The sequence below is a fragment of the Methyloceanibacter stevinii genome (genome assembly GCF_001723355.1).
Lineage (GTDB): Bacteria > Pseudomonadota > Alphaproteobacteria > Rhizobiales > Methyloligellaceae > Methyloceanibacter > Methyloceanibacter stevinii.
Genome location: NZ_LPWE01000010.1, coordinates 62071 through 88559, shown reverse-complemented (window position 1 = coordinate 88559; position 26489 = coordinate 62071). Strand labels below are relative to the sequence as shown.

The window sequence follows — 26489 nt, the reverse complement described above, 5'->3', positions numbered from 1 at the left end:
GTTCCAATTCTCACCGCATTTGTCGGGCTAATTCGGACAGTTCGTCCGGGGGATCAATGCAGCGCCACACATCTGACAAGACGCGACAGCGTTCGCGCGCACTCGTGCCTGTTTCGCGATCGCTGCAGCCCGCATCTGTGCGGCTTCGCGGCGTCGAGTTGGAAGGCGCGGTCCCTCCGCAGGCACCCCGGCGCCGCGTTTGGGGCCTTGGACTGAAGATTTTCGGCGGCGTAGCCGCCGTGTGTGCCGTGGCTCTCGCCGGCGCCAACCTATTGGCCCCGACCGGCTGGGTCGAAACGCGGGCCGTCTCTTGGCTCAAAGCGCATACCGGGCGCGACCTCGCCATCAACGGCGGCACGCGGCTTTCCTTCTTGCCGACTCCCCATATCGAGATCACCGATGCCGTCATCAGTGCGCCGAATGCGCAGCCGGACGCCGCGGCGCTGGCGATCCCGAAACTCGAAATCGATCTCGGTTTCTTGATTTCTTTGGGGCCCCCGACTCGATCGAGCGCGTCGTGCTCGACCGGCCGGTGCTTTCCCTGCATGTGGGTGGCGGCTCGGACGACGCCTCGTCGGTCCTGTCGGCCGTCGGGCAGGCGGATGGCGCTGCTGCTTCGCAAGAGTTCGCCATAGAAGATCTGGAGATCCGCGACGGCACGGTCCTCGTTCACAGCGCCCGCCGCGCCAAACCGCATCGCTTCGAGCGCGTCAACGCCGCGCTGACCATGCCGGCTCTCACCTCGCCGATGGCCGGGCGCGGGCACCTCAACTGGAAGGGCAAGGCCGTCGGCTTCGACTTCAAACTCGCGTCCCCGGCCGCCATTGCAGACCAAGGCGCCGCGCAGCTGCAACTGGCCATCGAGGCGGATACCGTGTCCGCGCGCTACGAGGGCGACATTGCGATGGTTCCACGCCTGTCCGGCGAGGGCACCCTCTCCGCCAAGACCCGCTCTGTCCGCCAATTCCTCGCCTGGCTGAAAGGTGTCTCCGGCGCCGTCCCGGTGACGGGCGAAGGAGAGATGCAGAGCACGGTTGCCTGGACCGGCGAGCAGGTGGACCTTAGCGACATACGTTTTGTGCAGGAAAATGCACGCGGCCAGGGAAGCGCGAAGATCGCGCTGACCGCCACCCGGCCGCGCATCGAGGGATCGTTCATCGTCGACGAACTCAATCTCGGCCCGGTTCTGGCGATGACGGGCCAGGGTTCGCTGCCCGCGATCCAAGCTGCGACGCCGTTGGCATTCGCGGCTCCAAGCCCGGCGAACGCAAACGCGGGCCCCGCCACGCATGTCGAGCAGGACATCGCGCCACCGCCGAACCCCGACGCCGCGTCGGGGGTTCCCCGTCTTCTCAAGCCGGGACCGGGCGTCTCGCAGCCCAGCCTCACGATCTCGATGCCGCAGGAGGCCATCGACCAGGTGCTGGCGACGGCTTCCGTCCCCCGGTCCAACGAACCGCTCTTCGACGCCGACGTCGACCTGGATATCCGAAGGGCGCGGCTCGACGGCGTGCAGATCGGACCGAGCGCGGTGAGCCTCGACTTCGCGAACGGCACGCTCGCGGCCACGCTCTGGCACATGACATTCTATGGCGGCAGCGGGCGTGGAACGCTGACAGCCGCCTTGAACGATTCCGATCCGAGCTTCGCCGGTGATCTTCGTCTCGAGGATGTCGACACCCGCTCGCTGCTGAAGGATGCGTTCGGAACAGAGCGGATCGGCGGCCAAGGCAAGCTGACGCTCAACGTCTCGGGTATCGGCGGGGACTGGCAGGAAATGGCGTTGTCGCTCATGGGCAACGGCGCCTTCGCGATCGCTGACGGCGCGGTCGACGGGATGGCGGCGTCCAAGCTCGTCAGCGGACTTGAGTCCGGGAAGCTCGACCTGCACCAGGATCCCGGGGCCACAATGCCTTTCAGCCTGCTTGCGGGCAGCTTCGACATCAATCACGGTTTGGCGTCGACCCGGAACCTCAGACTGCGGAGCCCGTCGGCGAACATCAATGCCGACGGCGTCGTGAACCTACCGCGCGACAGTCTCGATCTTGTGGTGAATCCGGGGCCGGTCGAGAAGACGCAAGGCGGCGGCGTAGCCTCGACGGCCGAACATCTGCCGCCGCTTCGGATTGCCGGCCCCCTGACGAATCCCCGGATCGGCATTGCGCGTAACCCGCTTGTGGCCGGAAGCGGTGAAGCCGCCACGGAGATCGTCATTCCCGGTGTGGTTCTTCGTGAGAAGCGTGGCGCTCGCCGCCGTACGCAGATCACGAGCGGCGGTCCCGCCGCGGGTCAGGAAGCGCAGCCGAGCGCGCTGGCGCCGTCCTTCTCGGTGGCGCCCGCAGATGGTGACGGCTCCGCGCCGCTGCGCATGGAATCGCTGCGTTAGGTTTCGCGCCGACCGGTCTTGGCGGCGCTAGTTGTTGTTCACGATTGCGGTGCGTTTCTTGTCGAGGGCCTCAAGCCCCAACGCGAGCCCATCGAACTCGGCGACCGTCTGGATCTGTTTGCCGTTCAGCGCGTAGACGACGATCGTTCCCTTTTTCGACTTCAGCAGATCCTGCTTCATCTCGTCGGGCACGAGATAGAGCGCCTTGCAGCCCATGGGGAGGCAAGTTTGGTACGGCATTGTGTAGACCTTCTCCGAATCCGTCGCGAGCTGCACGCCGCGCTGGAGCGCAACGCCTGTCGGCCCGTCCACGCGAAGGACCAGCCGTCCCTTGGGGCCGTAGACCAGGATCACCCGGAAGATCAGCTTCTGGGTCTTCTTCTCGATGAGCGGCAGGACGAGCGAGCATCGCTCCTCGGCGGTCTTCGGATCCCCCTCCTTGCCGCACAGAAGTGTCCAGTTGCCGTAGCTTCCGGCGACTCGTGTCGCAGGCTTGTTGGGATCGCTCTGGGCCGGAGGGGTCTTCTTCGCTGATGTGGTTTGGGCCGAGGCCGCGCCGAGCGGCACGCCGCAAACCAGGACCCCGGTCAAGAAGGCCAAAAACATCGGACGCAGACGCATGAGCAAGCCCCTTTCGCAAGCTGAAGAGTCCCCCCGTGCCGGTGGCCCTCAGCCACCGGGAGATAAACGCCAAACGGCGTATCATGCAACGGCCTTGCCGACGCCGCGGCCTTGCCCCTCACGCCCTATTGCCTCGGGCACCGGCAAGCCTATAAGTGCGACCGATGACTGAAACCACACCCGACGAAAATGCGCCGAGCGGCGCACACGCCCCGAAGATCGGCCTCGTGAGCCTTGGCTGTCCCAAGGCCCTTGTGGATTCGGAGAGGATCGTCACGCGCCTGCGCGCGGAAGGTTACGTGCTGTCGCCAAGCTATGAGGGCGCCGACGCCGTCGTCGTCAACACATGCGGTTTCCTCAACAGCGCCAAGGAAGAATCGCTCCAGGCCATCGGGGAAGCGTTGGCAGAGAATGGCCGCGTCATTGTCACGGGTTGTCTCGGCGTCGAGGCCGGGCGTATCCGCGATCAATATCCCGACGTGCTCGCGATAACGGGACCGCAGGCCTATGAGGCTGTGGTCGAGGCGGTGCACAAGGCTGTGCCGCGCGCGCACGATCCGTTCCTGGATCTCGTGCCGCCGGAAGGCGTTCGCTTCACGCCGCGCCACTACGCCTATTTGAAGATTTCGGAAGGCTGCAACCATTCCTGCAGCTTCTGCATCATTCCGCATTTGCGCGGGCCTCTACAAAGCCGGCCGTTCACGGACGTCATGCGCGAGGCGGAGCGGCTCGTCGCCGCCGGTGTTCAGGAACTCCTGGTGATCTCGCAGGACACGAGCGCCTATGGCGTAGATCTCGGATACGCGGAGACCGAGTGGGGTGGCCGGCAAGCGCAAACGCGTTTCGCCGATCTCGCAGCGGCCTTGGGCTCGCTCGGCGTTTGGGTCCGCATGCACTACGTCTATCCGTACCCGCATGTGGACCAGGTCCTGCCGTTGATGGCCGAGGGACGCATCCTTCCCTATCTCGACATTCCGTTTCAGCATGCCAGCCCGCGTATTCTGAAAGCGATGCGCCGGCCCGCCCATCAGGAGAAGACGCTGGAGCGTCTCGCACGCTGGCGGGCGCAGTGCCCCGATCTCGCCGTGCGTTCGACGTTCATTGTGGGCTTTCCGGGCGAGACGGAGGAAGACTTCACCCAACTGCTCGACTGGCTGAGCGAGGCGCGTCTCGCGCGTGTGGGGTGCTTCAAATATGAAGACGTCGATGGGGCGCCGGCCAATGCGCTGCCGGGCGAAGTCCCCGAAGAGGTCAAGGAAGAGCGCTATGCCCGTCTCATGGCGCACCAGCAGGCCATCAGTGCCGAAGTGCTCGGGGCCCGTGTCGGCGAAACGCTCGAGGTCATCGTCGACGATGTCGACTCCGAAGGCGCGATCGCACGGTCTCATTGGGACGCACCGGAGATCGACGGAAACGTCTTCATCGACGATTGTGAGGGGCTTCGGCCGGGCGACCGGCTATTGGCAACGGTGACGGACGCAAGCGAGTACGATCTGTGGGCAAGCCCCGTGCGCCAGCCCGCGAAAGCCGATGCCTAGCAGGAATTGTCCGTCTTCTTGACGGTCAGGCTCCGCCTCGGCCGCGCATAGAAAGTCTGCCCCATCGTAAACGAGCCGGGGCTGAAGAAGGTGCTGAGACCGACCAGCGGCTTGAACGCGTAAGTCACTTCAGCGACGATCACGCTGCTGTCGGGTTCGGTCAGTCCATTCGGGACTTTGAACGTCGAGCCCTTGGAACGCGCCGCGCCGGTGTTGGCGCAACTCCACTCGACTTTTCCCACGTTGTTGTCGTCGGCAACCACGCTCGAAAGCACGATTTTAAGGGGCTTGGTCGCGTAAGGTGTGAGGATGCTCGTCGCCGCAGCCTGAATGTCGTTGATCTCGCTCTTCGTTACGGATTTGACCTGGGCGGTGAGATCGGCGGCCGTCGTCGCAACCTGCAGTGTCCGGCGGTAGACCGTGAGTGCGTTGTTCACTTCGACCGCACCGAGGTAAAGGCCAATCAATAGGGGTGCGACGAACGCGAACTCCAAAGCCGAAGCGCCGCTGCGTGCGTCAGCGAAGCGGCGTGTGCGGGGCTTCATAGACCGCTGGAAGCGCAATCCCATGCGTCGGAACGATGTCACGCGGCAGCCCCTACAAATACGGTTCGTTACGGAAGGCGGCTGTGGACACCAGCATACGGTCTCCATTTGCCATGTTTCCGAGGGCGTGGAGCCCCATTGCAGACGGAAAAAGCGAGCCTAGTTCGAGCGGGTAGAAGGCGCGAACGATGACTACTTGCTCGGGACTGCCCGGATCGAAGGCCACATTGGGATTTGTCTTCCCGTCCGAATTCATCGGTGGCGTTAGTCCGGCGGCGGCGGAGGCGAAGTTGTCGTAGCTGCGCACGTCGAGCATCAGTTTTCCGCACGATAGGGGCCCGACAAAACCCTTGCACAGCTCGTCTTTGAACTTCGCCGCGTCGAAGCCTTGCATCTGTGCCTGACCCGTCCGGATGAGGCGCGCGCCGTTCGCAACCGCGCCGTCGAGGGCGAAGTTCGCGAAGAAAACGTACCCGACCTGAACCACTGCCAAAATGAGGAAGAAAAGCGGAGCCGCGATCACGGCGAACTCCAGGGCAGAGGCACCCCGGCTGTCATGGAGGAAGCGAGCGCCAGCCTCGATGCGCCGCGACCCCGCGACCGCCTCTCTAATGAAGATCAACATGTTGAAACGAATAGAGGCTGTAGTTTAACGGCGAGTAAATGGGAAATTCTGCTAACGGCAAAGGTAAACAGAGAAGAAACCCGTCTTAATTATAAGTATATTTGAATTTTATCGAATTGAGAGACGGGCCGTAAGGACGTTTCTGCTTAGATGACGCCCGCTGGACAGGGGGCACGTCGAATGATGCCCCTGCCGGCTAAAACAGACAGGGGTGTCAAATGTTCAAGTTCTCGGCGGCGCGCGCGCGCCGTTTTCCGCGCGACAAGCGCGGCAATGCGGCGGTGGTTTTCGGTCTGGCCATTGTGCCGATCATTCTCATGGTCGGTGTCGCCATCGATTACGGCCGGGCCATGACAGTTCGCGGCTCCGTTTCGGACGCGGCCGACGCCGCAGCTCTTGCAATCGGCTCGTGGGTTGGTTTGACCGAAGAGGAACTTGAAGAGAAGGCGCAGCAGTTCTTCGATGCAAACTACGCATCGGCTCTGTCGAAGGACATCAAGAGCGACTTCAAGGTGAGCTTTGTCGGCGACGATATCGTCGTGAAGGCGACGGCCTCGGTGCCGACCACCTTTCTGCGCCTCGCCAACGTGAACAACCTCGACGTTGGAATCGAAAACACGATCACGAAGCGTCAGCGCAACATCGAACTTGCCCTCGTGTTGGATACGACCGGCTCGATGGGGTCCAGCGGCAAGATGAACGCCATGAAAGACGCCGCCAAGAAGATGGTCAACGACATGTTTGGCGATCGCAACACGTCGGACACGCTGGACGTGGCTCTCGTGCCGTTTGCCGCAGCGGTGAACGTCGGCACTGATAACAAGAACGCGACTTGGCTCGACAAAAACGCCAAGTCTCAGGTCGCAAAGGAAGACTTCGGATCCGGTACGAAACCGTTCGACTTCTTCGACAAGCTGCGCCGCAAGAAATCTTCCTGGGACTGGGAGGGGTGCGTGCGCGAGCGATCAGGTTATGCATACGAACTTACAGACGCCACGCCCGGTGACGAAAACCGAAACCCCGATTCCCTTTTTGCGCCCTACTTTGCGCCGGACGAGCCGGACTCGGACAATGATGACGGGTACAGCTACCCCAACAACTACATCGACGACCAAAAATGCGGTGAGAGACGGTCGAGAAATCGTACGCCTGAGAAGTGCCAAAGGTATACGGGCAAGTATGACAAAATCAGCATCCAGAACCATTCCAACGGACCGAACAAAAATTGTCCCCCGCGCCCCATCACGGCTCTGAGCGACAGCAAGAGCGATGTGACCGACGCGATCAATGCGCTGCAGGCGAACGGCTACACGAACATCCCGGCCGGGCTCCTTTGGGGCTGGCGCGTGCTGTCGCCGAGCGCGCCCTTCACGGAAGCGGAGGCGTACGACGAAGAGGAGCGCGTCAAGGCGATCGTGCTACTGACGGACGGATCGAACGACCCGGGCCGCGTCTACAACCATAACGGTTCCAACTACAACGCCTTTGGCTATCCGTCGGAGGGCCATTTGGGCAGCACCAGCGGCTCGACCGCGGAGAACGAGCTCGATGAAAAGACGGAGACGGTCTGCAACAACATCAAGGCGAAGGGCATTCTGATCTACACGATCGGCTTTCGCGTGAGCAGTTCCTCGACCCACACCCTGCTGAGGAACTGCGCGTCAAAGCCGGACATGTACTACAACTCGCCGTCCAACTCGCAACTGGCGGCGATCTTCGCCGATATTGCCCAGGGCTTGAGCGAACTGCGCATCGCGCAATAGCTTCAAGACGGCAAAGGGTGCGGTATCTCGGAGCCCGGCGTGTCAATCGCGCCGGGCTTCGGTGCGTTTGGACGCAGGGAAGAGTGTTGCGGGCTACTCGCCGCCGGCTTCGCCTTCCGCGGAGGACTGACCGATGCCTTGCTTGACGCGAACCTCTTTCGCGATCGTATCGAAATAGGTTGCGTTGTCGCCGATGACGAGCGGCGTCTCGCAGTTGGGCGCGCAATGAACGGTCTCGCGGCTGACGCCCCGGTAAACGGTGACGAAGCCCCCATCGGGTTCCTGAACCACGATGCGGCGGTTCACGAGAACCTTCCCGTCCCGATCGGTCACGATCAGGTTGGTCTCGCCGAATGATTTGCCGGTTAGAACGAGCGTATTGCTGCTCTGCACCGCGACATCGGCGATCGAGGGATTGCCGATCACGATTTCCGCGGCGGGACGTTCCAGGCGCACCATCATCGCTTGGTCCATGAGGACTTCGATGTCCCGACCCGAGGCGTGCATGCCCGAGGCCCACACGGGCTGAATGGAGGCTATGGCCATGGTCGCGGCTACTGAGATACCGCAGGCCTGACGGCCTGGGCGAAAGCGGAATGCCATTGGCTTCCTATCCCCTACGCTCAACTACTAACGAGGACTGAATGTCTAGGGCGATCTCACCCGCAAAAGGTGAAGGATTGGCAAACCTCGTTCACCACCGTTCGGTTAACGCGGTCTTTAATCCTTGGCCGCAAGACTGCCCCCGCTGCACGGGACCGCCCGTTCTCGTGCGAGACTCCAAAGCGTCCGGTAGAGGCAGAACGGCACATGGTAACCGACCTACTCATCATCTCGATCTTTCCGTTGGCGATGGCCTTCGCGGCTGCCTACGACCTGTTCTCGATGACGCTGCCCAACTGGATCTCGCTGGCCTTGATCGCCGGTTTTGCCTTGCTGGCCCCGCTGGCCGGCATCGGCTGGGAGACCGCGGGTCTTAGCGTCGCTCTGGCCATGGGCGCGCTCGTGATCACCTTCGCGATGTTCTCTATGGGGTGGATCGGCGGCGGCGATGCGAAGTTCTTCGCGGCCACGTGCCTATGGATGGGGCCCGAGCACGTCTTGGCTTACGCGATCTATGCCGCTGTGTTTGGCGGCGTTCTGACGCTGTTCTTGCTCGCGATGCGGTCCATGCCGCTGCCGGCGGCGCTGTACTCGCAACAGTGGATCACGCGGCTGCACGATTCCAAAGAGGGGGTCCCCTACGGCATCGCTCTCGCTGCCGCCGGCCTTCTGGTCTACCCCCATACGGCGTTCATGGCCGCGTTTGGCGGGTAGCACGCCCTAGCGCACCTACGCATCTCCCGATCGACGTCAACTAACGGCACCAGGGCTCTGGCGCCGCGATGCCGCGTGGCCGGGCTTCTATTTTGGTCCCACTCAGGCCTCGACCCTGGCACCACCACGGCGCCCAAACCCAAGGGTTCTGCGCCCAATTTGGCACAGGCATTAACTTCGCGTTGAGGTTTGATGCGGCACAGTCGGCCTTAACTGGCGCGATGTTCAAAGCGCCGAAGGGGAAGGGCTGACAATGAAAAAGGGAAGGGCCGTCGTTCTGGTGATTGCCGCGACTGCAGCAATCGCCGCGGCGTGGATGGCCAACTCCATCGTTTCCCGGCCTCCCGAGGTGCAGGAGGTCGAGAAGACCGTGGGCGCCACGGATGTGCTCGTTGCGTCCAAGGACATCAACCTCGGCGACAGCGTGGATGCAGCCGACTTCAAATGGCAGCAATGGCCGGTCGAGGGCGTGACGCCGGGACTGATCACGCGGGAATCGCAGCCAGACGCGCCATCGGAGCTTTCCGGCGCCGTCGCGCGCGCGCCCTTCATCGCGGGCGAACCCATCAAAGATCAAAAGCTCATCAAGATTTCCGAAGGCGGCGTCATGGCCGCCATTCTGCCGCGCGGCATGCGGGCGGTGTCGACGCCGATCCAAGAGGAAACAGCCGCCGGCGGCTTCATCCTGCCGAACGACCGGGTGGACGTGATCCTATCGCACAAGCAGCAAGTCGGCCGGAAGGACCAGATGGTCAGCGAGGCCATTCTCCGCAACGTTCGCGTGCTCGCCATCGGCCAGGCCCTGGAAAACAACGATGGTGAGAAGTCCGTCTCTGGAAAGACGGCCACGCTCGAACTTTCTCCGCGTCAAGCGGAGGTGCTGATGCTCGCGCAGTCGATAGGGGAGATCTCCCTGTCGCTGCGCAGTCTTGCCGACGCGCAGACGAACGGAGAGTCCGCGGCGCCGATTGGCGACGACGGTTCAAGCACAGTGAAGCTTTTGAAATACGGCGTGCCGTCGCGCGCCTTCGGGATCAACTGAGAAAGCGCATGACGAATACAACAAAAAAAGGCAAACGGATGCGTCGCTCTCTCTTTGCTGCCCTGTTCCTGCCGGCCGCGATCGCGGCGGTTCTCGCTGCGGCCGCGATGACGATGGCGCCGCAAACAGGCTACGCTCAGTCCTATCACCAATCGCTCCTGCGCGTCGGAGACGGCCAGGTCCGCCAGATCAAGCTCGGCCTCAACAAGTCGATGATTGTCGAGTTGCCGCGTCCTGTGCGCGAGGTCATGGTGTCCAATCCCGAGCAGATTGACGCGGTAATGCAGAGCGCCACCCGCGCCTATCTCATCGGCAAGAATCTCGGCGAAGCCAACATTCTCTTCATCGACAACAATGGCGGTCAGGTCGCCGTGCTCGAGGTCACCATCGAGCGGGACCTCGGCGCCCTCGAGAACCTGATCGCGCGCTTGGTCCCCGGCTCACGCGTCCATGTCGAGACCGTTGGTCAGAACGTGGTCCTGACCGGCAGCGTTCCCACGCCGATCGACGCGACACGCGCGAGCGAGATCGTGAACAGCTTCCTGGATTCCGGCGCTGCGCCGACCAGCACGACGGCTGGTGGCGGCGGTGCCGCGGTTACGATCAACAACAGCAGCGGTGGTGGCAGCTCCGGCGGCAACCAAGGGTCCAGCCGGGTGATCAACATGATCACCGTCGAAGGCCGCGAGCAGGTCCTTCTCAAAGTCTCCGTGGTCGAAATGGAGCGGAACGTCGTCAAGCAGCTTGGCGTGGATCTGGCTGCCATCGTTAATTCCGGCAATTTCGGTTTCGCCGCGCTCTCCGCCTTGCCGTACCCCATCAACGGTGCCGTGGGCGCGCCGCGGGCGGGTTGCTCGCGCCGGCGGTCTGCCCAATCTCGTCGACAGTCGCCCGGTGCCGCGCTTGCAGGCGCGGGGTGGCAGTCAGGGACGAGCCAGGTCGACGCCGTCCTGCGCGCGCTCGACCAGAACGGCCTGATCCGTACGCTTGCAGAGCCGAACCTCACCGCGATCTCCGGAGAGACGGCGAACTTCCTCGCCGGCGGTGAGTTCCCGATCCCGGTCGCACAGCAGCTCGATCAGATCACCGTCGAGTTCAAGAAGTTCGGTATCGGCCTGTCCTTCACCCCGGTCGTGATGTCCGAGGGGCTGATCAGCCTGAAGATTTCGACGGAAGTCAGCGAACTGTCCACCGAAGGCGCGGTCGTCCTGAGAAACATCTCGATCCCGGCCCTGAAGGTCCGCCGCGCCGAGACCGCCGTCGAACTGCCGAGCGGTGGTTCGATCGTGATCGCTGGATTGCTGTCGGACCAGTCGCGGCAAGCCATCAGCGGGTACCCCGGCCTGAAAAGCCTGCCCGTCCTGGGGACGCTGTTCCGCAGCCGCGACTTCCAGTCGAAGGAAACGGAACTCGTCGTTCTGGTTACGCCCTATGTGGTCAAGCCGGCCGCCCGCCAGCAGCTGGCGCGGCCCGACGACGGCTTTGCCTGGGCATCGGACGTGAACAGCGATCTCCTTGGCCAAATGAATCGGATTTACGGACGTGATCCCGAACGCGCGCCTGTCGGTGACTACGCAGGCGACGTCGGATTCATCGTCGAGTAGAGGGAAGAGGAAAGTCAGATGAAGTCTACCGCTCAAGGTCTCACGGGCTTTGCTCGACCAAAGCTCGCTCTGCTCGCGGCCGTCATGGTGGCAGCGCCCACAATGACGCTCTCGGTCGCCGGGTGCGCGCAAGGTCCGCGCATGCAGGCGCCGTTCACCTTGTCCGATCCCACGCAGCGCCATCCGATCCAAGTCGGAGAGGGCGAGGCGATGCTGGATATCGCCGCGCCGCGCGGGACGCGTGCCTAAGCGGCACGCAGTGGAACCGGCTGTACGGCTATCTCGCCAACTACCACGAAAGCGGAACGGGCGGTCTGATCGTGCGGACGCCTTCTGGCAGCGGCAATCAGGCCGAAGCCAAGCGCGTTTACGGTGATGTTCGCCACGCCATGCGCCGAAGCGGCATCAGCCCGCGGGATGTCCGCGTGGAGCCCTACTATGCGAATGGCGACCCTTCGGCACCGGTGCGCCTGTCCTACATGGAATTCCGCGCGAAGGGACCTGATTGCCTGATTGGTCGGAGAACCTTGCACGAAATCCCGCCAATCTGCCCTCGCCGAATATGGGCTGCGCCACACAGAAGAACCTGGCGGCCATGATCGCCGACCCGCAGGACCTTCTCTCGCCGAGGCCGGAGGCCCCGCGTCCGGGCGAACGGCGCGACACGGTCTGGAGAAAATACGTGAAGGGCGATCCGACGGGCGCCAAGTGGGCTCCTCAGAATCAGCCTTTGCCTGAGCGCGCGCTCACGAGTGAATCCGGCGTAGGAAACTAACGAATGTCGAGCAACGTCGCCTATTCCCTGGAATCAGCACCGCAGTCCACGCAGGACCTGCCTGAAGAGCCGCGCGCGCGTCCGATTCCACGGGTCAATATCCAAGCGTTCTGCGAGGATCAGGACACCGCTTCTGTCATTCAGAAGGCGTCGGAAGATCGGCGCCTGTCCAAAGCGCACGTCACGGTGCAGATGGGAGGCGTCGAAGCGGCGGTCGCGTTCTACCGCGACGCGTCCACCCCCAATCTCATCGTCATCGAGTCTCTCTTGGACAGGACCGAGATGCTTGCCGATCTGGAGCGTCTCGCGGAAGTCTGCGACGCGGGCACCAAGGTGATTGCGGTCGGACATGTCAACGACGTGGTGCTCTACCGCGAGCTCCTGCGCCGTGGTGTGAGCGAGTACGTCGTTGCGCCCACGGGCGCGCGCAGCTAATCGAAAGCATCTCTTCGATCTATACGGATCCGTCGACCGGGCCGGTCGGACAGTCCATTGCTTTCGTCGGCACGAAGGGCGGCGCCGGGTCCAGCACCGTTTGCCACAACACCGCGTTTGCCATCGCGGGCGCATTGGAAAGCGATGTCGTCATCGCCGACATGGATCTTCCCTTCGGCACGGCCGGGCTCGACTTCAACCAAGACCCGCTCCAAGGGATTGGCGACGCCTTGTCCGCGCCGGAACGCCTGGACGAGGTTCTTCTGGATCGTTTGCTGTCGCGGTGCTCGGAACACCTGAGTCTTTTTGCGGCCCCCATCGCGCTCGACCGGCCTTATGACATCGATGCGAACGCCTGCGAATCCGTGCTCGACATTGTCCGTGAGAGCGTGCCGTGGGTCGCGATCGACGTCCCGCATATGTGGACGGCTTGGGCGAAGGACGTGGTTCTGAAGGCGGACCATGTGGTGATGACCGCGATGCCTGATCTGGCAAGCCTGCGGAACACCAAGAATCTCGCCGACCAGCTCAAAGCCGCCCGGCCGAACGACCGGCCGCCGATGCTCGTGCTCAACCAGGTCGGTGTGCCCAAGCGCCCCGAGATTCCGGTCAAGGATTTCGGCCATGCCATTGAGCTCGAGCCGCGCGTGGTCATCGAATTCGACGCCCAGCTCTTCGGCACGGCTGCGAACAACGGTCAAATGATCGAGGAAGTCGCCGAGAAGGCGAAGGCGGCGGACGCGTCCGGAGCCTTGCGAACCTTCTGACGAACCGGGTCGAGCACAAGAACGAAGGCTCATCGCTTCTCGCGCCGCTGCTCGAGCGGCTCAACCTCAAGAAAGCGCGCAGCTAGTACGTATCCATGTTTGGAAAGAGAAACAGCACCGGGGCACAGGTCAGCTCCACGCCAGCGCCCCAGCAGGGACCCACCGCGGTTCCCAAGGCGCCACCAGTGGCCGCGCCCGACGTCCCCCCTTCGCCAACCGAGCGGAGTGAAGCGCCTCCCCCTGCAGCGCCGGCCCAGAAGGTGCCCGTGGAGGCCGTGCCGGCGCCGCGCAAGGCGCCGGAGTCCAAGCGCTCCGAGGAGTACTACGACGTCAAGACGACGGTCTTCAACGCGCTGATCGATACGATCGATCTTACCCAACTCGGAAAGCTGGACGCCGAGGCGGCCCGTGAGGAGATCCGCGACATCGTCAGCGAGATCGTGGCGATCAAGAATGTCGTCATGTCCATCGCCGAGCAGGAAGAACTGCTCCAGGACATCTGCAATGATGTGCTCGGCTATGGCCCGCTTGAGCCTCTGCTTATCCGCGACGACATTGCCGACATCATGGTCAACGGCGCGGAGACCACCTACATCGAAGTGAGCGGCAAGGTCGAGGCAGCGTCTGTCCGCTTTGCCAGCAACGCGCAGCTCATGAACATCTGTCAGCGGATCGTCAGCCAGGTCGGCCGACGCGTCGACGAGTCCAGCCCGATCTGCGACGCGCGACTGCCCGACGGTAGTCGCGTGAATGTGATTGCGCCGCCACTGGCGATCGATGGTCCTACCCTGACCATCCGCAAGTTCAAGAAGGACCGGCTGACCCTCGACCAACTGGCGCGGTTTGGCTCGATCAGTCCAGAAGGCCAGACGCTTCTATCGATTATCGGGCGGGTGCGCTGCAACGTCGTCATCTCCGGCGGCACGGGCTCCGGTAAGACAACGCTACTCAACTGCCTCACCGCCTATATCGATCGGGACGAGCGCGTCATCACCTGCGAAGACTCGGCGGAGCTTCAATTGCAGCAGCCGCACGTGGTCCGGCTCGAGACACGCCCACCTAACCTGGAAGGAGAGGGCGAGGTCACGATGCGCGATCTCGTCAAGAACTGCCTTCGCATGCGCCCCGACCGCATCGTCGTCGGCGAGGTGCGCGGCCCGGAATCCTTCGATTTGCTCCAGGCCATGAACACGGGTCATGACGGCTCGATGGGCACGTTGCACTCCAACAGTCCACGCGAATGCCTGAGCCGTTTGGAGAGCATGATCCTCATGGGCGGGTTCAACCTCCCGGCCAGAACCATTCGCGAAATGATCACGTCGTCGATCGACATTATTGTGCAGGCCTCGCGGATGCGTGACGGCAGCCGCAAGATCACGCACATCACCGAAGTCGTCGGTCTTGAGGGCGACGTGGTCACTCTCCAGGACCTGTTCGTCTACGACCTCATGGGCGAGGACGCCAACGGCCGCATTGTCGGGCGTCACCGCTCGACCGGAATCGCGCGCCCGATGTTCTACGACAAGGCCGTCTATTTCGGCGAGCATCAGCGCCTAACAGAGTGTTTAGCTTCGGCCGAAGTCGCCGACGAGAACGGCCGTCCGCTGGGAGAGAAGTTTGTTACCGCCTGAGCTCATTCAGTTCGCCGCCATCGCTCTGGCCGCGCTCGCCGTCGGCGGCGTGGTCTATGTTTTGGTGATGCCGTACCTCAGCGGCGAACGCAATGTCGACAAGCGCTTCGAAGTCGCTGCCAAAGGACAGACATCGCTGCGTCAACGGGCCGCCGTGCCGCAGCAGCTGCAAACCCGGCGCCGGCAGGTTCAGGACACGCTCAAGGACATTGAAGCCAAGCAGAAGAAGCAAAAGCGGCCCTCGCTGCGGGTGCGGCTCATGCAGGCCGGTCTGAACGTCAAGCCTCGGGTCTATTACATCTTCTGCGCAATCATGGCGCTTCTCGGTGGGCTGGTCTTTCTCCTGTCCGGACTTTCGCCGATCGTGTCGCTGCTCGGCATGGTGGTCTGCGGGATCGGCTTGCCGCGCTGGCTGCTGTCCCGCCGTATCCGCTCGCGCCAGGCCAAGTTCTTGACCGAGTTCGCCAATGCGATCGACATCATCGTGCGCGGCATCCGGTCCGGTCTTCCGCTGACGGACTGCATGGAGGTGATCGCATCGGAATCGCCCGAACCGGTGCGCAGCGAGTTCGTGGAGCTTGTGGAACAGCAACGTATCGGTATTCCGTTGCCGCGCGCGTCGAACCGCCTGCATGAGCGCGTGCCGCTCCAAGAGGTGAGCTTCTTCTCGATCGTCATCGCCATCCAGTCGCAGACCGGCGGCAACCTTGCCGAGGCCCTGTCGAATCTGTCGCGTGTGCTGCGGGACCGCTACAAGATGCAGGCCAAGGTCAAGGCGCTCAGTGCAGAGGCCAAGGCGTCCGCCATGATCATCGGCGCTCTGCCGCCTCTCGTGATGGCGGCTGTCTATTTCATTTCGCCTGACTACATCTCCCTGCTTTGGACCCGGAAGATGGGACAAGTCATGCTGATCGCGGCGGTTGTGTGGATGCTCATCGGCATTCTGGTCATGCGCAAGATGATCAACTTCGAGATCTGACGAACGGACAAGCCATGTCGATTATTATGGATTTCGTGACCGACCCGAAGGCTGTCGTGGTGCTCCTTACCGCGATCGCGGCTTTTGCAACGGTTGCCTCGCTGATCATGCCGTACTTTGCCGGGGACCGATTCGGCGCGCGCATGAAGTATGTCTCAAGCGAGCGCGACAAGCTTCGGGCCGAGCGCGTGGCGGCGATGGCCGACGAGAGCCGTCAAGCCAGGCTGCGCCGCGAACCGAAGAGCTTCATGAAGCAGGTCGTGGAGAACCTCAATCTCAGCAAGGCGCTCGAAACGGACTCGACGCGGGACCGTTTGAAGATGGCCGGCTTTCGCGGTCAAGCGCCGGTCGTCGCGTTCCTATTCTTCCGGGCAGCGTTGCCCTTCGCCGGCTTCTCGGTCGCGTTCGCCTATCTGTTCTTTGTGAACGACTTCGGTCTGCCCATGATGGCGCGGTTGGGAATCTCGATCGGCGGGGCGTATCTGGGCTTCTATTTCCCGGACATCTTCATCAGCAACCTGATTCAGCGCCGGCAGAAATCCATCACGAGCGTTTTCCCGGATTCGCTGGATCTGCTGCTGATCTGCGTTCAGGCCGGCATGTCGGTGGAAGCGGCCATGAACAAGGTGCAGGCGAGAATCGGCCCGCGCTCCATCGAACTGGCCGAGGAGTTCAGCCTCACCACGGCCGAGCTGTCCTATCTGCCGGAGCGGCGCCTTGCCTATGAGAACCTTGGCAAGCGCACGGGACTTGCGGCCGTGAGGGCCGTCGGTACGAGCCTGATCCAAGCGGAACGATACGGAACGGCCGTGAGCGAGGCCTTGCGCGTTCTGGCGCAAGAAAGCCGGGACATGCGCATGTCTCTAGCCGAAAAGAAGGCCGCGGCTTTGCCGCCGATGCTCACCGTGCCCATGATCGTGTTCTTCCTGCCGGTGCTGTTCGTCGTCATTCTCGGACCGGCCGGCATCCAAGTCATGGACAACTTCCGCCAGTAAACCGCGTCGCGGCGCCTGGACGGTCCCGCCTTCCGGAGCGGGCACCGCACCGGGCAGGATACAAGGGCGCCCACAAGAAAGGCGCTCCGAAGAGCGCCTCCCTCGTTTCCCTCAAAACTTTTGCTAGGCCCTGCGGCGGTGCCCAGGGGGCTCTATCGCGACGACGACTTGGAGAACGTCGAGGTGCCGGGGCTCGATGCTTGCGCGACCTTCGGCGGTGCGGAGACCACTTCCTCGACCGGCTTGACCATCTGGACCGTCGGAAGAGGGCGCGCTTGCAGCGGGCTCGCCGCCGCGACAGCCGGCGCTGCCGGCTTGGCGGGGGCGCTCGGGCCAAAGGGCGACCAGCCTGGTCCGCTTGCGCCGGGGCTTGCGGTTCGGCGGAAGCAACCGCGGTCGGCTTGGAGAGCATGTTCTTCAAGTAAGCCACGCTCCGTTTAGCCTGGGTCTCGCCGACGTCGACGGCGGCGACGTCCTTGGCCTCGTTGTATTTGCCCTGGACACCGAGAACGAGCGCGAGGTTCTGGCGCAGGCGCTTGTCGCTGCGACCGTCTTTCTCGGCTTTCCGAAGAAGGGTCTCGGCCTGCTTGGCCTTGCCGTCCAACGTATAGGACAGCGCCAGGTTGTTGATCACGGATGTCGAGTCAGGCTTCTGCCGCAGGGCCGCCTGATAGTATTGCTGGGCCTTGGCATGGTCGCCCCTCTTGGCGGCGAGCGTGCCCTGAGCCGAGAGCGTCTTCCAGTCTTTGACGCCTTTCTCCTCGGCGGTCTGGAGCGCCTTGGTGGCGACGCTGACCTGGCCGGTCTCGAGCGCGACCTTGCCGATTTCGGCGGCAAGCTCCGGATTGTTCGGATTGGCCGCGTAGGCGGTCTGCAATACTTCGAGGCGCGCTTCTTGTTTCCCAGTGTGCGCAGCGCAGCGGAATAGCCGAGCGCGTTGCGCGCGTTGGTGGTGTCCTTGTTGTAGGCGTCGTTCCACTTGGTCGTGGCCTCGAACGCCTCGGCGGCGGTCATCTGCACTTCGGGCGGTTTCTTCTTGAAGAGGCCGAGCCCGCTACTGGCGAGGCCGCCGCCCATGCCTCCGCCGGCGTGACCGCAACCGCCAAGGAGTACCGCTGCGGCAGATGTGGCCAGCAGCGCTATCAGCAGTGAATGTCGCGGTGAGTGGTTGCGGACCATAGGTGTGACTGTCCCCGGCGGGCGAGGGTCGGTACGCCCGCTGTTTCTCGCATGCTTTGTTGAGTGTCATGATGTGGGACAGATGTATAAAAAGTCTTAACCATAAGGCGGCGCACGCGCCGGCTTGGATCGCGCCCGGCTTTCAATGAGAAGGCGGTCTAGACCAACTCGCGCTCGCGCATTTCGGCGTCCGCACCCGCAAGCCACTCGGCCATATCGGGCAACGCGTAGATCGCGTCTATGTAGTCGGCGGCCGTGCCGTCGTCGCCGAACTCGGCGAGAGGAACGCCATAGGTGCGGAAGCGCGTCGCGACCGGCGCATACATGGCGTCGGCATTCGTGAAGCCGCCGAACAGCAGCGGTCCGCCCTGGCCGAAGCGCGCTCGTGTGTCCATCCAGATCGCGACGACCCGGCGGATGTTGTTCTCCAGGGTCTCGCTGAGTTCCGGCATCGGAAAGCGCGAAATGAGATCCATGGGCATGTCGTTGCGCAGAGCCTGAAAGCCCGCGTGCATCTCGGCCGAGACGCATCGTGCCGCTGCGCGCGCGGCGGGATCCGCGGGCCACAGCCCGGCATCCGGATATTGCTCGGCGAGATACTCGACGATCGCCAGGCTGTCGTAGATCACGCCGAGATCGGTCTTGAGGGCCGGGACCTTGCCCGACGGCGAGCGCTTGAAGATCTCGGCCTTGCTCTCGGGCATCCTCAGGCGGATGCGGTCCTCGTCGAACGGGACGCTGCAGGCTTTCAGCGACAACCAGGGGCGCAGGCTCCACGACGAGTAGTTCTTGTCGCCAATCACCAACGTGTAGCCCGTACCGGTCATCGTTCCGCCTTCCGTCGTTGTCATGTTTCCGCTCCCCTGCCATTAATGCGCGGCCCCTTCAAGACTCATCCGGGATTTTTCATGCAAACACACGTGACCTCGCTCGATCCTTTGCGCCAAACGCTCGAAGAGCTGCTTCTGGAGCCCGGCTCGCCGTCCATTCCCATTGAATTCATCGCCTCGGGAGAGGACGTATCGCGGCTCGGCGCCCATGCGGTCCGCTGGGTCGAGGCGCGGGGCTGGAAGCCCGCGCAAGGGTCAGTACTGCTGGTCCCCGACGAGACGGGCGCGATCGACAGGGTTCTCTTGGGCACGGGCGGATCCGATTGGGCGGAGCATGAGCCCATGCTCACAGGCGCTCTCCCCGGCGTGCTGCCGGCGGGCGACTACCGCTTTGTTGGGGATTTGCCAGATCCCGATCTGGCGGCGCTTGGCTTCCTCAAGGGCTGCTACCGTTTTACGCGCTACAAGTGCGGCGGCACGGGCGACGTGAAACGCCTGGTCCTGCCCGAGGGCGCGGATCGCGCGCACGTCCTGGCGCTGGCGGAGGCGGTCTATCTCGGGCGCGACCTGATCAATACGCCGGCCAACGATCTGGGACCGGCCGAACTCGAAGCCGTCGCGCGCGATATCGCCAAGACCTTCGGCGCCTCCATCAAGGTCACCGAAGGCTCGACCCTGCTGGCGGACAATTTCCCGATGATCCATGCGGTCGGCCGCGCGAGCGACCGGGCCCCGCGCCTGATCGACCTCCATTGGGGATCGGAAAGCGCGCCGAAGGTCACCATTGTCGGGAAGGGCATTTGCTTCGATACGGGCGGCTCAACCAACCCGGCAACGGCCATGAACCTGATGAAGAAGGACATGGGCGGCGCCGCTGCGGCGCTCAGCTTTGCGGTGATGGTGATGCGCACCAAGCTGCCGGTGCGCCTGCGCGTGATCATACCGGCCGCGGACAACTCCGTCGCGGGCAACGCCTTCCGGCCTGGCGACGTCCTGCCCAGCCGCAATGGCATGACGGTCGAAATCGGAAATACCGATGCGGAGGGCCGATTGGTGCTGGCCGACGCGCTCAGCCTTGCCGATGAGGAGGCGCCCGACTATCTCGTCACCTTCGCGACGTTGACGGGCGCCGCGCGCGTGGCGCTGGGACCCGACCTCCCACCCTTCTATGCGACCGACGAGGCGTTCGCCGAGGGCATGATCAAGGCGGCGTCAGCTGTCGGCGATCCTGTCTGGCGTATGCCCTTCTGGGCGCCCTACGACAAGATGCTCAAGAGCAGCATTGCCGACGTCAACCACATCTCGGACGGCCCGTTCGCCGGCTCGGTGACGGCGGCCCTGTTCCTCAAGCGCTTCGTGAAGGACGCCAAGCGCTACGCCCATCTCGACATCTACGGCTGGGTTCCGCGCGACCAGCCGGGCCGCCCGCGGGGCGGTGAGCCGCACGCGGCGCGCGCGTTGTACGAGTACTTTCGCGGAGAACTGAACGCGTGACGAAGCTCGATCCACGCCGGCATGCCTTCCGCGACGATCTCGCGGCCGAGAGCTTGCGTGGCGTGGTCGATGCGCCTCGCTACGTGCAAGGAGAACCGCGCCAGGTCGCGGTCAGCACCTTGCCGTTGCGCCGTGAGCCACGTGACGATGCCAACCTCGATACCGAGGCGCTCCATGGCGAGACACTTGTCGTGTTCCACGAGGCCGACGGCTGGGCCTGGGTGCAGCTCGATCACGACGGCTATGTGGGCTATGTGCCGAGCGAGGGGCTCGGCGGCATAGGCGCACCGGCGACCCACCGCATCGCGGCGCTTCGCACCTATGTCTTCCCGGAACCGGACGCCAAGGCGCCGCCACGAGGCATGCTCAGCCTGAATGCACGCGTGAGCGTGACCGAGGAGGGCGGGCGGTATGTGCCGCTCGATACGGGTGGCTTCGTCTATGCCAGCCATATCGCACCCGTCGGCCACCATGCGCCGGATTTCGTAACGGTCGCCGAAGGCTTCCTCGGCGCGCCCTATCTTTGGGGCGGGCGCACCAGCGTCGGTCTGGATTGCTCCGGCCTCGTGCAACTTGCCGCCGGGGCCGCCGGTCATGTCTTGCCGCGCGATGCGGACATGCAAGAGGCCGAGGCGGGCGAGCCTCTCGATATCGCAGGAGGTGCCGAACTGAAGCGTGGCGATCTCGTTTTCTGGGAAGGCCATGTGGGCATCATGACCGGCGCCGACAGCTTCCTGCACGCCAACGCCTATCACATGGCGGTCGAACACGAGCCTTTCGAAGAGGCCCGGCGGCGCATCAAGGATGCCGGGTTCGAGGTCACGAGCGCACGGCGCCTCGCCGCCAAGCCTGAACGGTAGCCTCAGGTGGAAACGGCGTCGGCGGGCGTGGTCTCGAGCTCGAAGGCCGCCGCCAGCAACGCCTTCGTGTAATCCGTCTTCGGATTGGCAAACACTTCCTGCGATGGGCCTTGCTCCACCACTTTGCCGTGCCGCAGCACGATGATCGAGTTGGCCAACGCGCGGACGACCTTCAGATCGTGACTGATGAAGAGATAGGCGAGCCTATGCTTCTTCTGGAGATCCCGCAGGAGGTCGACGATCTGCGCCTGCACGGAAACGTCGAGCGCCGACGTCGGCTCGTCGAGGATCAAGAATTTCGGCTCCAGCACGAGCGCGCGGGCAATGGCGATACGCTGACGCTGACCGCCGGAAAACTCGTGGGGGTAGCGGTCGCGGACCTTCGCATCGAGCCCCACCTCGGTTATCGCCCGCGCCACCCGCGCATCGCGGTCCTCTCGCGAGATGTCCGGATTCTGGATCAGCAAGCCTTCCTCGATGATCTGCCCGATGGACATGCGCGGGCTCAAGGACCCGTACGGGTCCTGGAACACGATCTGCAGATCCTTGCGCAGGGGGCGCATCTGCTTCGAGTTGTAGCCATCGATGCGCTGCCCGAGATAGACGATCGGGCCGTCGGACGAAATCAGGCGCAGGATCGCCTGGCCGAGCGTCGTCTTGCCCGAACCGGACTCGCCGACCACGCCCAAGGTCTGACCTTCCCTGACATCCACATCGACCCCGTCCACGGCTTTGACATGGCCGACCGTCTTGCGCAGGAACCCGCGCTTGATCGGAAACCACACTTTGAGATCGTCGGTCTTGAGGATCGTCTTTGCGTTGGCGTCGGCCGGCGGCGGGGAGCCTTTCGGCTCCGAGGCGATGAGATGCTTGGTGTAATCGTCCTTCGGGTTCTCGAAGATGTCCTTGGTCACCCCGTGCTCGACGATCTTGCCGTGATGCATCACGCAGACATGGTCCGCCATCTTGCGCACGATCCCGAGGTCGTGGGTGATGAGCAGCATCGCCATGTTGAACTCGGCCTTGAGCTGCAACAAGAGCTCGAGGATCTGCGCCTGGATCGTCACGTCGAGCGCGGTGGTCGGTTCATCGGCGATCAGGAGGTCCGGCTCGTTGGCCAGCGCCATCGCGATCATCACGCGTTGGCGTTGCCCACCCGATAGCTGGTGCGGGTAGGAGCCGAGCCGCTCCTCCGGGTTTTGAATGCCGACCTTGTTGAGCAGATCGAGAATGCGCGTGCGCGCCTTCGCCCCGGTGATCCCCATATGGATGCGCAGGACCTCGGCGATCTGCTGGTCGATCGTGTGGAGCGGATTCAGCGAGGTCATCGGCTCCTGGAAGATCATGGAGATCTGATTGCCGCGCACATGCCGCAGGCCCCCAGGCGGCAACGCCAGGAGGTTCTCGCCTTTGAAGTAGATCGCCCCACCCGGATGCGAGGCCGCGGGGTAGGGGAGCAACTGGAGGATCGATAGGGCCGAGACGGTCTTGCCCGATCCGGACTCGCCCACGAGCGCGAGCGTCTCGCCGTGGTCGATCTCGAACGAGACGTCCTTCACCGCATGGGTCACCTTCTCGCCCGCGCGGAAATCCACACAGAGCTTGTCGACGGTCAGAAGACTGGGCTTGTCGGTCATGAGGTCGTCGATGAGGTTCGTCCGTCGCGTCGGCGCAGGCGGTGCACTCGACCTCGACCGTCGCGTGATCCAGATTGAATTTTTCCTTCAGCCGCGCCTTCACGCCCTTCACGACCATGTCGACCTGCGCCGCGTCTCCGATCACGGCGTGCAGGGTCGCCATGCGGCGTGACTGCGTGATGGACCACACATGGACATGGTGGACTTCGTCGACGCCGGGCACATTGTCCACGAGGTCCGGCGCAATCTCGCGCGTGTCGAGTTCCTGCGGCGCGCCCTCGAGCATGATATGCGCCGACTCCGTCACCACGAACCAGCCGCTGCGTAGGATGATCACCGCCACGAGGATCGACAGCAACGGATCGATCGGTGTCCAGCCCGTCAGCATGATCACTGCGCCCGCGATCAACGCGGCCACCGAGCCGAGCAAATCGCCGAGCACGTGCAGGGCCGCACCGCGCACATTGAGGTTCTCCCGGTCCGCGCCGCGCAGGAGCAGGAAGACACGATATTGACGAGCAGGCCGGCGACGCCGATGACGACCATGATGCCGCCCGCCACATGCGCCTCACCTGCCACCAGCCGGGTGATCGCCTCGTAGACGATCCAACCGGCGATCACGAACAGCGCCAGGCCATTGGTGAACGCCACCAGCACCTGAAAGCGGTCGAAGCCGTAGGTACGCTTCCAATCGGCGGGGCGCGCGCCAGGCGGAACGCAAACCATGCAAGCCCGAGCGCCGCGAAATCGGTCAGCATGTGCCCGGCGTCGGCGATCAGCGCCAGGGAGTTGGCGACGATGCCGCCGGCCAGCTCGACGACCATGAAGCCGCCCGTCAGCAGGGCGGCGATCCCCATGCGGGTTTCGTTCTTTGCGTTCACTGTGTGGCTATGGTCGTGCGAACCGTGCATGGCGTTTCCTCAGGTCAGCGTCTTGCGCGGATCGAGCGCATCGCGCACCGCCTCGCCCACGAAAATCAAGAGACTGAGCATGATGGCGATCACGAAGAAGGCCGTCAGTCCGAGCCACGGCGCCTGGAGATTGTCCTTGCCTTGGGCCAGCAACTCGCCGAGTGACGGCGATCCCGGCGGTAAGCCGAAGCCGAGGAAGTCCAGCGACGTGAGCGTGGTGATGGAGCCGTTCAGGATGAAGGGCATGAAGGTCAGCGTGGCGACCATCGCGTTGGGCAGCAGGTGCTTGAAGATGATCTTCAGGTTGGGCAGACCCAGCGCCCGCGCAGCCGTGACATATTCGAAATTGCGCGCGCGCAGAAATTCGGCCCTGACCACGCCCACGAGGGCAACCCAGGAGAAGGCCAAAAGGATGCCGAGCAGAATCCAGAAGTTCGGTTCGATCACCGCCGCCACGATGATCAACAGGTAGAGCTGCGGTACGCTGGTCCAGATCTCGATGAAGCGCTGGAATATGAGATCGGTCCAGCCGCCGAAATAGCCCTGTATCGCGCCGGCCGCGACGCCGATGATGGTCGAGAAGACCGTCAGCACGAGTCCGAACAGCACGGATATGCGGAAGCCGTAGATGATCCGAGCAACCACGTCGCGCCCCTGATCGTCGGTTCCGAGCCAGTTCCACTCGAGACTGGAATTGCAGGGGTGGAAGCCCTTCTCGACGGCGAGTTCGCAATCCTTGTCGGTGAGCAGCCAGGTCGGCTTCACCGGGAATGCCATCGGCGGGTTCTTGTTCTGTGTGTTGTAGGAGAAGCGGATCGGCGGCCACAGCATCCAGCCCGCCCTTCTCGGTGAGCTCCTGCACGACGGGGTCGCGATAGTCTGCCTCGGTCTCGAAGATGCCGCCGAAATCCGTCTCGGGATAGCCTGGAAGATCGGCCAATAGAGCTGGCCCTCGTATTCGACGAGGATGGGCTTGTCGTTGGCGATGAACTCGGCGAACAGGCTGATCACGAACAGGAACAGAAAGATCCACAAGGACCAGTAACCGCGCCGGTTGGCCTTGAAGGTCTGCCAGCGGCGCCTGTTGAGCGCGGAGACCCAGGGACGCGGCTGTGGGATGCCCTCGGCCGCGACTTCCTCTGTGACGGTGACGTCGGTCGGTGCGTCCATCAGACCTCCCGCGTCTCGAAGTCGATGCGCGGATCGACCCAGGTATAGGTGAGGTCGGACAGAAGATTGATCAGCAGTCCGAGCAGCGAGAAGATGTAGACGGTCGCGAACACGACCGGGTAGTCGCGATTAACGATGGACTCAAAGCCGAGCAGTCCCAGCCCGTCCAGCGTGAAGATGGTCTCGATCAGTAGCGACCCGGCGAAGAACGCACCGATAAACGCGCCCGGAAATCCGGCGATCACGATCAGCATGGCGTTGCGGAAGACGTGTCCGTAAAGCACCTGCCGCTCCGTCAATCCCTTGGCGCGTGCGGTGGTGACGTATTGCTTGCTGATCTCTTCCAAGAACGAGTTCTTGGTGAGGAAGGTCGTCGTCGCGAAAGCCGACAGCGCCATGGCAGTCAGCGGCAGCACCAGGTGCCAGAAATAGTCGGCGATCTTCGCGTACCAGGGCAGGGACCAGAAGTCCTCCGAGACAAGTCCTCTCAGAGGAAAGATCTGCAGGAAGGACCCGCCCGCGAACAGCACGATCAGGAACACCGCCACCAGGAAGCCTGGGATGGCATAACCGATGACGATCACGCTCGATGTCCAAACGTCGAAGCGGGTGCCGTCTTTCACGGCCTTGCGGATTCCGAGCGGGATGGAGATCGCGTAGGAGATGAGCGTCATCCAAAGTCCGAGCGAGATCGAAACCGGCATGCGCTCGGCGATGAGCTCCAGCACGCTCGTGTCGCGGAAATAGCTCTCACCGAAATCGAAGCGCATATAGTTCCAGATCATCTGGCCGAAGCGCTCGTGGGCCGGCTTGTCGAAACCGAACTGCTTCTCGAGGCTGGCGATGAACTCGGGGTCCAGCCCTTGCGCGCCCCGGTATTTCGACGAGGCGCCGCTCACGTCGCCGCCCGGCATGCCCTGCTGACCGCCGCTTCCGGCAAAGTCGCTGCCGCCGCCGCTGAATTTCGCGGTCGCGCCCGCATCGGTGCCGGTCAGCTGCGCGATCAGCCGCTCGACGGGCCCGCCCGGCGCAAACTGCACGATGACAAAGGTCACCAGCATGATGCCGAGCATCGTTGGAATGATCAGTAAGAGTCGGCGGAGGATATAGGCGGCCAATTGTGTCGGGCTTCCCGTCGCTGCGCTGCCGGTCGCAAATGAGTGCCGCCGCTCAGGCCAGTAGGGCCGGAGGATCGGCGTTTGCAGACTTTGCTTACTGGATTCTAGAGGCGAACGGAACCCGACAGAATGCCCAGAATTGTTGCAAGTTGGTAAGGCTAGGCGGTGAAGCGCCAAAACGGCGGCCTTCGGGCCCAGGGGGCCCACGTCCGTGGGAGCGCGCGCGGTGAGCCGGCAGGACGCCCTCGCGCGGCGCCCATGCTGTTT

23 protein-coding genes and 4 pseudogenes are annotated in these 26489 nt (G+C 63.4%); 17 read left to right on the top strand and 10 right to left on the bottom strand.

Annotation, left to right across the window (positions count from 1 at the left end):
* The first annotated feature begins 56 nt into the window (after positions 1-56).
* The gene (locus tag AUC70_RS17490; protein WP_069443761.1) at positions 57-635 is read left to right on the top strand and encodes a hypothetical protein; all 579 of its coding nucleotides are present in this window, start codon (positions 57-59) and stop codon (positions 633-635) included.
* Positions 518-2386 carry an AsmA family protein gene (locus AUC70_RS04340; RefSeq protein ID WP_141701949.1) on the top strand — a complete coding sequence of 623 codons (1869 nt, stop codon included), beginning with the start codon at positions 518-520 and terminating at the stop codon, positions 2384-2386. Before AUC70_RS17490 ends, AUC70_RS04340 begins: the two co-directional genes overlap by 118 nt.
* Positions 2387-2413: 27 nt before the next feature.
* Here AUC70_RS04340 and AUC70_RS04335 read toward each other — a convergent pair whose 3' ends face one another.
* Entirely contained in the window at positions 2414-3007 is a 594-nt protein-coding gene (locus tag AUC70_RS04335) for an invasion associated locus B family protein (protein WP_069443759.1), read from the bottom strand.
* 164 nt (positions 3008-3171) lie between these two features.
* Between AUC70_RS04335 and rimO the strand changes: the two genes are divergently transcribed.
* Positions 3172-4545: a 30S ribosomal protein S12 methylthiotransferase RimO gene (rimO, locus tag AUC70_RS04330; RefSeq protein ID WP_069443758.1), complete on the top strand. Its 1374-nt coding sequence runs from the start codon at positions 3172-3174 to the stop codon at positions 4543-4545.
* Here the strand turns inward: rimO and AUC70_RS04325 are convergent.
* Both AUC70_RS04325 and AUC70_RS04320 read right to left on the bottom strand, forming a co-directional pair.
* Entirely contained in the window at positions 4542-5132 is a 591-nt protein-coding gene (locus AUC70_RS04325; RefSeq protein ID WP_158007356.1) for a TadE/TadG family type IV pilus assembly protein, read from the bottom strand. The two genes, rimO and AUC70_RS04325, sit on opposite strands and share 4 nt — an antisense overlap.
* Positions 5133-5142: 10 nt before the next feature.
* Complete coding sequence (locus AUC70_RS04320; RefSeq protein ID WP_069443756.1) at positions 5143-5715, bottom strand: TadE/TadG family type IV pilus assembly protein; 573 nt, start codon at positions 5713-5715, stop codon at positions 5143-5145.
* A 218-nt stretch (positions 5716-5933) separates the two neighbouring features.
* On the opposite strand from AUC70_RS04320, the gene AUC70_RS04315 reads away from it, so the two are divergent.
* Positions 5934-7478: a TadE/TadG family type IV pilus assembly protein gene (locus tag AUC70_RS04315; RefSeq protein ID WP_069443755.1), complete on the top strand. Its 1545-nt coding sequence runs from the start codon at positions 5934-5936 to the stop codon at positions 7476-7478.
* A 93-nt stretch (positions 7479-7571) separates the two neighbouring features.
* On the opposite strand, the gene AUC70_RS04310 is transcribed toward AUC70_RS04315, so the two are convergent.
* The gene (locus AUC70_RS04310; protein WP_083241242.1) at positions 7572-8081 is read right to left on the bottom strand and encodes a pilus assembly protein N-terminal domain-containing protein; all 510 of its coding nucleotides are present in this window, start codon (positions 8079-8081) and stop codon (positions 7572-7574) included.
* A 207-nt stretch (positions 8082-8288) separates the two neighbouring features.
* Between AUC70_RS04310 and AUC70_RS04305 the strand changes: the two genes are divergently transcribed.
* From AUC70_RS04305 to AUC70_RS04265, 10 genes and pseudogenes are all read left to right on the top strand, one after another.
* Entirely contained in the window at positions 8289-8795 is a 507-nt protein-coding gene (locus tag AUC70_RS04305) for an A24 family peptidase (protein WP_069443753.1), read from the top strand.
* Between the two features lie 253 nt (positions 8796-9048).
* Positions 9049-9837, top strand: coding sequence for a Flp pilus assembly protein CpaB (gene cpaB / locus AUC70_RS04300; protein WP_069443752.1), 789 nt, complete (start codon positions 9049-9051; stop codon positions 9835-9837).
* Between the two features lie 38 nt (positions 9838-9875).
* Positions 9876-11441 (top strand): type II and III secretion system protein family protein, encoded by a 1566-nt coding sequence (locus AUC70_RS04295; RefSeq protein ID WP_069444127.1) that lies wholly within the window; start codon positions 9876-9878, stop codon positions 11439-11441.
* A gap of 18 nt (positions 11442-11459) precedes the next feature.
* Positions 11460-11690, top strand: coding sequence for a hypothetical protein (locus tag AUC70_RS17815; RefSeq protein WP_069443751.1), 231 nt, complete (start codon positions 11460-11462; stop codon positions 11688-11690).
* A 20-nt stretch (positions 11691-11710) separates the two neighbouring features.
* Positions 11711-12216 (top strand): annotated as a pseudogene (locus AUC70_RS17810) (CpaD family pilus assembly protein).
* A 3-nt stretch (positions 12217-12219) separates the two neighbouring features.
* A complete protein-coding gene (locus AUC70_RS16675; RefSeq protein ID WP_141701948.1) occupies positions 12220-12651 on the top strand; it encodes a hypothetical protein in 432 nt (143 codons plus the stop codon).
* Positions 12652-12785: 134 nt separating this feature from the next.
* Positions 12786-13418 (top strand): CpaE/TadZ family protein, encoded by a 633-nt coding sequence (locus tag AUC70_RS16670; protein ID WP_141701947.1) that lies wholly within the window; start codon positions 12786-12788, stop codon positions 13416-13418.
* 95 nt (positions 13419-13513) lie between these two features.
* Positions 13514-15049 carry a TadA family conjugal transfer-associated ATPase gene (locus tag AUC70_RS04275; RefSeq protein WP_069443749.1) on the top strand — a complete coding sequence of 512 codons (1536 nt, stop codon included), beginning with the start codon at positions 13514-13516 and terminating at the stop codon, positions 15047-15049.
* On the top strand, positions 15036-16028 hold the full coding sequence (locus tag AUC70_RS04270) for a type II secretion system F family protein (RefSeq protein ID WP_244505491.1): 993 nt from the start codon (positions 15036-15038) through the stop codon (positions 16026-16028). Before AUC70_RS04275 ends, AUC70_RS04270 begins: the two co-directional genes overlap by 14 nt.
* 14 nt (positions 16029-16042) lie before the next feature.
* Complete coding sequence (locus tag AUC70_RS04265) at positions 16043-17023, top strand: type II secretion system F family protein (RefSeq protein WP_069443748.1); 981 nt, start codon at positions 16043-16045, stop codon at positions 17021-17023.
* A 586-nt stretch (positions 17024-17609) separates the two neighbouring features.
* On the opposite strand, the pseudogene AUC70_RS18740 reads toward AUC70_RS04265, so the two are convergent.
* Together AUC70_RS18740 and AUC70_RS04255 are read right to left on the bottom strand one after the other, a co-directional pair.
* Positions 17610-18002, bottom strand: a pseudogene (locus AUC70_RS18740) (tetratricopeptide repeat protein); the annotation flags it as partial.
* 358 nt (positions 18003-18360) lie between these two features.
* Positions 18361-19053, bottom strand: a complete 693-nt coding sequence (locus tag AUC70_RS04255) for a glutathione S-transferase family protein (RefSeq protein WP_244505490.1) — start codon at positions 19051-19053, stop codon at positions 18361-18363.
* A gap of 57 nt (positions 19054-19110) precedes the next feature.
* On the opposite strand from AUC70_RS04255, the gene AUC70_RS04250 reads away from it, so the two are divergent.
* Both AUC70_RS04250 and AUC70_RS04245 read left to right on the top strand, forming a co-directional pair.
* On the top strand, positions 19111-20526 hold the full coding sequence (locus AUC70_RS04250) for a leucyl aminopeptidase family protein (RefSeq protein ID WP_083241337.1): 1416 nt from the start codon (positions 19111-19113) through the stop codon (positions 20524-20526).
* Positions 20523-21386 carry a C40 family peptidase gene (locus AUC70_RS04245; RefSeq protein WP_069443746.1) on the top strand — a complete coding sequence of 288 codons (864 nt, stop codon included), beginning with the start codon at positions 20523-20525 and terminating at the stop codon, positions 21384-21386. The genes AUC70_RS04250 and AUC70_RS04245 overlap by 4 nt, the downstream gene beginning before the upstream one ends.
* 2 nt (positions 21387-21388) lie before the next feature.
* Here AUC70_RS04245 and AUC70_RS04240 read toward each other — a convergent pair whose 3' ends face one another.
* Entirely contained in the window at positions 21389-23023 is a 1635-nt protein-coding gene (locus AUC70_RS04240) for an ABC transporter ATP-binding protein (protein WP_069443745.1), read from the bottom strand.
* Between the two features lie 10 nt (positions 23024-23033).
* Here AUC70_RS04240 and AUC70_RS17805 point away from each other — a divergent pair, with 10 nt between their 5' ends.
* Positions 23034-23195, top strand: a complete 162-nt coding sequence (locus AUC70_RS17805) for a hypothetical protein (RefSeq protein ID WP_244505531.1) — start codon at positions 23034-23036, stop codon at positions 23193-23195.
* Here the strand turns inward: AUC70_RS17805 and AUC70_RS16085 are convergent.
* The 3 genes and pseudogenes from AUC70_RS16085 to AUC70_RS04220 form a co-directional block, all read right to left on the bottom strand.
* Positions 23127-23847, bottom strand: a pseudogene (locus tag AUC70_RS16085) (cation diffusion facilitator family transporter); the annotation flags it as partial. The gene AUC70_RS17805 and the pseudogene AUC70_RS16085 sit on opposite strands and share 69 nt — an antisense overlap.
* 96 nt (positions 23848-23943) lie before the next feature.
* Positions 23944-25104: pseudogene (locus tag AUC70_RS04225) on the bottom strand (ABC transporter permease).
* Complete coding sequence (locus tag AUC70_RS04220; RefSeq protein ID WP_069443742.1) at positions 25104-26222, bottom strand: microcin C ABC transporter permease YejB; 1119 nt, start codon at positions 26220-26222, stop codon at positions 25104-25106. The pseudogene AUC70_RS04225 and the gene AUC70_RS04220 overlap by 1 nt, the downstream one beginning before the upstream one ends.
* Between the last annotated feature and the right edge of the window lie 267 nt (positions 26223-26489).